Consider the following 6,500-nt stretch of genomic DNA (forward strand, 5'->3'; position numbering starts at 1 on the left):
AATTGCTTAAATTAAGCCTCTTCTTTAGTTTCAGCTTTTTCAGCAGCTTTAGGAGCTTCTACAGGAGCATCAGAAACTACGTCAAATTCGTAATCGTGCTCTACGTTTCTGTGAAGTCTTACTTTTGCAGAAAATTTACCAGTTCTCTTGATAGTGTTACCAGGAATCTTGATGAATTTTTTCTCGATATCTACACCAGCTTTAGCTAAAGCTTCTGCAAGATCTGCATTGTTGATAGATCCGAAAAGTTTATCACCAGTACCTACTTTAGCAGGGATAGTTAATACAACTTTTTTCAGTTGATCGATCTTAGCTGTAGCAGCAGCAACTAATTTAGCTTCTTCTTCTTTTCTAGTCTCTAAAGTAGCTTCTAAAGCTGCTTTGTTTTTAGGAGTTGCTAATAAAGCATATCCTTGAGGAATAAGGAAGTTACGAGCGTAACCTGGTTTTACATCGATAGTATCGAATTCAAGTCCTAAATTCTCTACGTCTTTTTTTAGAATAATTTGCATTGTTGTTGTCCGTTTTTAATTTTAGATTCAGTTAAATTTTTGAATCCAAAAATCGTTAGAATTAATATTGATTCAGCAACAAAAGAAGCAAGACAAGCCTGCTTCTTTTATTAATTTGTCTTATTTTAAAAGGTCTGCTACGTATGGCATTAAAGCTAAGTGTCTAGCTCTTTTGATAGCTGCAGAAACTTTTCTCTGGTATTTTAGAGAAGTACCAGTATATCTTCTTGGAAGGATTTTACCTTGCTCGTTTACGAATTGTAATAAGAAGTCAGCATCTTTATAATCTACATGCTTAATTCCGTATTTTTTGAAACGACAGAATTTCTTCTGTGTTTTTGTGTTGATATCTAGTGGAGTAAGGAACTTTACTTCAGATTCACCACCTTGTGCGGCTTGTTGTGCCATTTCATCTATTGCCATTGTCTTAAGATTTTAGGGGTTAATTAATTAAGCTTTTTGAGATTTCACTTTTGTTCTTCTCGTTACTGCATAGTCTACAGCATGCTTATCCATTTTAGTTGTTAAATAACGGATAACTCTTTCGTCACGCTTGTAAGCTAGCTCTAAGTTAGCTACAACATCACCTTCACCTTTGAATTCGATCAAAGTGTAGAATCCGTTCTTTTTCAATTGGATTGGGTAAGCCAATTTCTTAAGTCCCCAGTTTTCTTTAGCAACGATTTCACAACCATTGTCCTTAATAAGGTCTTCGAATTTTTTAACTGCTTCCTCCACCTGAGCATCAGATAGAACGGGAGTCAAAATGAAAACAGTTTCGTAATTGTTCATAATGATAAAATATTTATTTTTATTTCGAGGTGCAAAGATATTGATATTTTCTGAATTTGCAAACAAAACAAAAGAAAAAGCTCCATTACATAAGTAACAGAGCCTTTTTTAGTTCTTATTGGAAAGGATCTCCACACATATCGTACGGAATATCACAGTACATACTGATATTCGGGTCACAAAGATTTGGTCCGGTAGGTTGTTTCATGCAGCATACGATATAACCATTATAAGAAGCTTCAAATTGTTCGGTTGGACAATTGTTTCCCATTCCCAGGATATTCTTTTGCTTTTTTCTGTCAAGTTTTCTCATAGTTTCTATATTTTAAAATTTGGTGATATATTATTATTTGATAATAATGATAAATATATGATTTTTTTTACTAATTCTATGAGAATAAATTCTTAGTAATGAAATATTTATCTTCTTCTCACCAGGTCTTTGAGATGTAATTTGTCTTTCGGAGCGCGTACTTCTTTATTAAGCTTTTCAAGGAAACTTACTTTTAAGGAATCATATAATGAATGTCTGCTGATAATCATAGACGCAATAGAGGATACCATACCCGCCAACATTAGATGAAATATAAGACTATGCCGATCCGTCATTTCCAATACCAGAATAGCAGATGTAAACGGGGCACGGGTAATTCCTGTTAAAAAGGCAACCATTCCCGCCAATATAATAACATTAGTCTCTTCAGGAGTAAAATTGGCTAATCCAGAAAATACAGATCCTATGCTTGCTCCTATACTAAGTGCTGGAGCGAAAATACCACCAGCACCACCACTTGTAAAAGATAGGGTAGAACCTATAATTTTCAGGATGGGCATGTACCATTTTTGATGCTTGTCACTGGTAAACAAGGAATGTTCCATTAGTTCTTTTCCAGATCCTAATATGTTTTTATCTACAAAATAAGCAAGTGAAGATATAATAAGAGCAGTGCCTATTAAGAAGAAAACATGTTGTTTTTTGTGAGTGAATTTTGCCCTGAATTTATTAATCTTTAACATCAGGCCGGAAATATAACTACTGGTAATTCCGGATACTGCTGCAATAAAAATTACTGGAAACATTAGCCATAGAGTAGTCCCGCCGGTTTTAGGATAGCCTAAGTACAGATAAGGTCCTGCGAGTGTTTCTGCGGTAAGTCCGGCAATAATTACAGCGGTAAAAAGTGCTGTTTTAAAATAGCTGATGTGTGTTTTTGCTAATTCTTCAATAGCAAATACAACACCACCCAGGGGTGTATTGAATGCTGCAGAAAGTCCGGCTGCTGCACCGGTAAGGATCATGTTTTTTTGTGAAATCTTTGGCCACCACCTGGGTAGAAGCTCGTTGACTTTCTGGAATACAGATCCGGCAATCTGTATTGTTGGCCCCTCTCTACCGATAATACCACCACCTGTAATAAGGACAAAGCTTGATATAATTTTAATAATTATAATTTTAAAACTTAGCAGGTATTTTATCATATAGCGGTCTCTGGGATTTGCCAGGTCTACAGATGCCATTACCTGAGGAATACCGCTTCCTTTTGCATAGGGGGCAAAACGATCCACAAGCCACCATGATAAAACAAAAACAATTGGAGTTATAATGAAAATCAACCAGGATTTCCAGTGAAAAATTTTAAACATGAGGAGCTCGCCCCAACCGAAAATTTTGGCGTATAATACAGCTATAAGTCCTGTGATAATAGAAGCTATCCAAAAAGGGATAGCTTGGAGCAAATTGTCTTTCAGTCGTTCATTTGTGATACTATCAAAAGCTTGCTTTAGCCGTTTACGAATATAAAAAAGTAGTTTTTTCACCAGTGTTTTTGTGTTTTTATGAATTTGCCAGAATATTAATTTTATCCTGAGTCAGTCTGTATACGGTCCATTCATTCATAGGAACAGCTTCCAGGGATTCATAAAACTCGATAGAAGGCTTATTCCAGTTTAGTACAGACCATTCCATTCTTCCGCAGTTTTTCTCTTTGACTATTTGTGCTAGCGCAACTAAAAGTTTTTTACCATAACCTTTTCCCCTGTGCACAGGTTCTACAAACAGATCCTCCAGATACAATCCGGCTTTTCCCACGAAAGTAGAAAAATTATAAAAATATAATGCAAAGCCTATCGGAACATTGTTCTCTTCAGCAATAAGTACTTTGGACAAACCTTCATGGAATATATTATGTCTTAGCTCTTCTTCAGAAGTAATAACAGCATCAGAAAGTTTTTCGTATTCTGCAAGTTGTTTGATTAGAGAGAAAATTGCAGGTGTATCTTCCTCTGTAGCTTTTCGGATTAAAAAATTGTTGGTCATATAGTTTTTATTGAAAAATTAATTAGATTCTCAAATTTATAAAAAGTGAGAAGGATTATCAATTAAAAACTAAAATAAAATACTGAATATAGTTAGCCCTTATGTACAAAAAGAAAATAGATTTCAATATTATTTATGATATTTGTTACTCTTTAAAAACAATAGCCCAAAATGAAAACAAATAAAGTTCTGATATCTTTATTAATGTATGCTGCACCATTTTTAGTGTCGGCACAAAACAATTTCGATATCATTCCCAAGCCTTCCTCTGTATCTTTAAAGAATGGTGAATATATTTTCTCACAAACAGTTAAAATCAGTATTTCACCAGAATTTGCTAAAATTAAACCTCTTTTATCTGAGTATTCTGTTTTTAAGGAAGGGAAAAATATTGTAGGTACTAAAAATATAAACTCCGGAGATATCCGTATTGTAAAAGATCAACAAAATAAATTTGCTCCCGGAGCTTATCGATTATCTATAAATAATAAAGGTATACAAATTGAGGCATCAGATATTGCAGGTGCAATTAATGGTGTTCACACTTTTGTACAGTTAGGTTTGCTTCAGAAAGATCCGTCAAGGTTAAGCTTTGCTTCTATTGAAGATCAGCCACGTTTTTCTTACAGAGGATTACATTTAGATGTATCCAGGCATTTTTATTCTTTTTCTTTCCTGAAAAAATATATAGATCTTATGGCTCTGTATAAATTCAATAATTTTCACTGGCATTTGACTGACGGAGCGGGATGGAGACTGGAAATAAAGAAATACCCGGAATTGACCAATAAAGCAGCCTGGCGTACCCATGCAAATTGGAAAGACTGGTGGCAAAATGGTCGTCAGTATACAGAACAGGGGAATCCTAATGCAAGTGGAGGCTTTTATACGCAGAAAGAAGCAAAAGAATTAGTGAAATATGCTGCTGAGCGAGGTATAAATATAATACCAGAAATAGAAATGCCAGGGCATAGCGAGGAAGTATTGGCTGTTTATCCTGAATTATCGTGCTCCGGAAAGCCATATACTCAAAGCGAATTTTGTATAGGAAACCCTAAGACATTTGAGTTTCTTCAGAATGTAATAGATGAAGTGCTGGAAATTTTCCCTTCTAAATATATACATATAGGTGGAGATGAAGCAGATAAAAAACACTGGGCTTCTTGCCCGAAAGATCAATCCTTAATGAAAAAGGAAGGGTTGAAATCTGTTGATGAGCTTCAGAGTTATGCTATTCGCAAAATGGATCAATATTTACAGTCAAAAGGCCGAAAGCTTATAGGTTGGGATGAAATTTTAGACGGAGGACTAACACCCGGAGCTACTGTGATGAGCTGGAGAGGAGAGTCTGGAGGTATAGCTGCTGCTAATGCCGGGCATGATGTAATTATGACTCCCGGTGAGTTTTTGTATTTCGACAGTTACCAGACCGATCCCAGAACCCAGCCCGAAGCAATAGGCGGATATTTGCCTTTGGACAAAGTATATTCTTATAATCCGATTCCTGCAGTTTTGAAGGAAGAAAAAGCAAAACATGTACTAGGGGCGCAGGCAAACCTGTGGGCCGAATATATTCCGACAACAGAACATGTAGAATATATGGTATTTCCCAGAGCTCTTGCACTGGCTGAAGTGAATTGGACAGCTTTTGAGAATAAAAACATTCAGGATTTTACCAAAAGACTACAGTCTCATTATAAAATTCTGCAACAACTTCAGGTGAATTATTACAGGCCATCCTATAATATATATAGTATAGTGAAATTTGATTCCTCATCCGGAACTAATAAGGTGAGTTTGGTTACCGAGCAAATGAATCCTGAGAATATAAGATATACATTAGACGGTAAAGAGCCAACAAATGAGTCCTTAATATATAAGGAACCTTTTATTCTGAATCAGTCTGCAAAAGTTAAAGCAGCATATTTTTTGAATAGTATAAAAACAGGTCCGGTTTTAGATCTGGATATAGATATTCATAAAGCAATTGGAAAAAAAGTAATTTATAATAATAAATGGGACGGTTATGAAGCCCAGAAGGAACAAACATTAACGAATGGCGTTTTCGGCGGATTGACTTATCATGATAAGCAATGGCAAGGTTTTACTAAAGATGTAGATGTTGTTGTTGATTTTGAAAAAAAGGAAACGCTTAATACGATTGCTATGCGCTTTATGCAAATTATTGGTCCGGGAGTTTATATGCCCGGAGAGATGAAAGTCTTGGTTTCAGATGATGGAGTAGCATATAAAGAAATTGGACTTGTGAAAAACGATATCCCGGAGACAGAGTCGAAATTAACTTTTAAACGATTTGAACTAAAATTAAAAACACCGGTACAGGCAAGATATCTGAAAATTATAGCTCCTAATACAAAGAAAGGATATTTGTTCGCAGATGAAATTATTATTTATTGATGCCTATATATAATAGTGAATCATTATTAATACATATATTATAGAATATAAGATCCGGCGTTAAGCCGGATTTTTGTTTTCTATTATATATAAAGAGAGTGATTAAAGCTAAAAAAGAGCTTTTGAGCAGCTAAAAACACAAGACTCCAGCCAATACATAAAACAAAAATCCCGTTTTTAAAGTATCTGCTACGATATATATAGTGCATGTAAAGAAGGCTATTGCTTCCAATATGAATGTTATGTTAAATTTTTCTCACCTGTATTCAGGCAGTTACGTATATTATGTTAAAAAATGTGTTTAGAAGTTTGGTGAGTAATAGAAGTTTTTCTACTTTTGCAGTCCTAAACAATGAGAGTTGTTTGGGGGAGCAGGAGATAATTGAGACTATAAAATCGATTAAAATTTTTTAGAAAAAAGATTTGGTCATGTTAATAAAATTTATTAGTTTTGCCCACGC

Annotated in this window: 7 protein-coding genes; 1 reads left to right on the plus strand and 6 read right to left on the minus strand. The window is 34.9% G+C overall.

What is annotated here, in order from left to right:
• Nucleotides 1–11: 11 nt before the first annotated feature.
• The 6 genes from rplI to C8J95_RS10720 all read right to left on the minus strand — a co-directional run bounded on the left by rplI (nucleotide 12) and on the right by C8J95_RS10720 (nucleotide 3,621).
• Nucleotides 12–512: a 50S ribosomal protein L9 gene (rplI, locus tag C8J95_RS10695; protein WP_107808317.1), complete on the minus strand. Its 501-nt coding sequence runs from the start codon at nucleotides 510–512 to the stop codon at nucleotides 12–14.
• 120 nt (nucleotides 513–632) lie between these two features.
• Nucleotides 633–935, minus strand: coding sequence for a 30S ribosomal protein S18 (gene rpsR, locus C8J95_RS10700; RefSeq protein ID WP_021347702.1), 303 nt, complete (start codon nucleotides 933–935; stop codon nucleotides 633–635).
• A gap of 27 nt (nucleotides 936–962) precedes the next feature.
• Nucleotides 963–1,304: a 30S ribosomal protein S6 gene (rpsF, locus tag C8J95_RS10705; protein WP_034870405.1), complete on the minus strand. Its 342-nt coding sequence runs from the start codon at nucleotides 1,302–1,304 to the stop codon at nucleotides 963–965.
• A 115-nt stretch (nucleotides 1,305–1,419) separates the two neighbouring features.
• On the minus strand, nucleotides 1,420–1,617 hold the full coding sequence (locus C8J95_RS10710; protein WP_107808318.1) for a hypothetical protein: 198 nt from the start codon (nucleotides 1,615–1,617) through the stop codon (nucleotides 1,420–1,422).
• A 107-nt stretch (nucleotides 1,618–1,724) separates the two neighbouring features.
• On the minus strand, nucleotides 1,725–3,122 hold the full coding sequence (locus C8J95_RS10715) for a chloride channel protein (RefSeq protein ID WP_107808319.1): 1,398 nt from the start codon (nucleotides 3,120–3,122) through the stop codon (nucleotides 1,725–1,727).
• 16 nt (nucleotides 3,123–3,138) lie between these two features.
• Nucleotides 3,139–3,621 carry a GNAT family N-acetyltransferase gene (locus tag C8J95_RS10720; RefSeq protein WP_107808320.1) on the minus strand — a complete coding sequence of 161 codons (483 nt, stop codon included), beginning with the start codon at nucleotides 3,619–3,621 and terminating at the stop codon, nucleotides 3,139–3,141.
• 171 nt (nucleotides 3,622–3,792) lie between these two features.
• On the opposite strand from C8J95_RS10720, the gene C8J95_RS10725 reads away from it, so the two are divergent.
• A complete protein-coding gene (locus tag C8J95_RS10725) occupies nucleotides 3,793–6,039 on the plus strand; it encodes a family 20 glycosylhydrolase (RefSeq protein WP_107808321.1) in 2,247 nt (748 codons plus the stop codon).
• Nucleotides 6,040–6,500: the final 461 nt, after the last annotated feature.

This window comes from Elizabethkingia sp. YR214, from assembly GCF_003058195.1.
In the GTDB taxonomy this organism is placed as follows: Bacteria; Bacteroidota; Bacteroidia; order Flavobacteriales; family Weeksellaceae; genus Elizabethkingia.

Coding starts and splice junctions, on each gene's coding strand:
- rplI (WP_107808317.1), bottom strand. CDS start 512: ATGCAAATTATTCTAAAAAAAGACGTAGAGAATTTAGGACTTGAATTC.
- rpsR (WP_021347702.1), bottom strand. CDS start 935: ATGGCAATAGATGAAATGGCACAACAAGCCGCACAAGGTGGTGAATCT.
- rpsF (WP_034870405.1), bottom strand. CDS start 1,304: ATGAACAATTACGAAACTGTTTTCATTTTGACTCCCGTTCTATCTGAT.
- C8J95_RS10710 (WP_107808318.1), bottom strand. CDS start 1,617: ATGAGAAAACTTGACAGAAAAAAGCAAAAGAATATCCTGGGAATGGGA.
- C8J95_RS10720 (WP_107808320.1), bottom strand. CDS start 3,621: ATGACCAACAATTTTTTAATCCGAAAAGCTACAGAGGAAGATACACCT.
- C8J95_RS10725 (WP_107808321.1), top strand. CDS start 3,793: ATGAAAACAAATAAAGTTCTGATATCTTTATTAATGTATGCTGCACCA.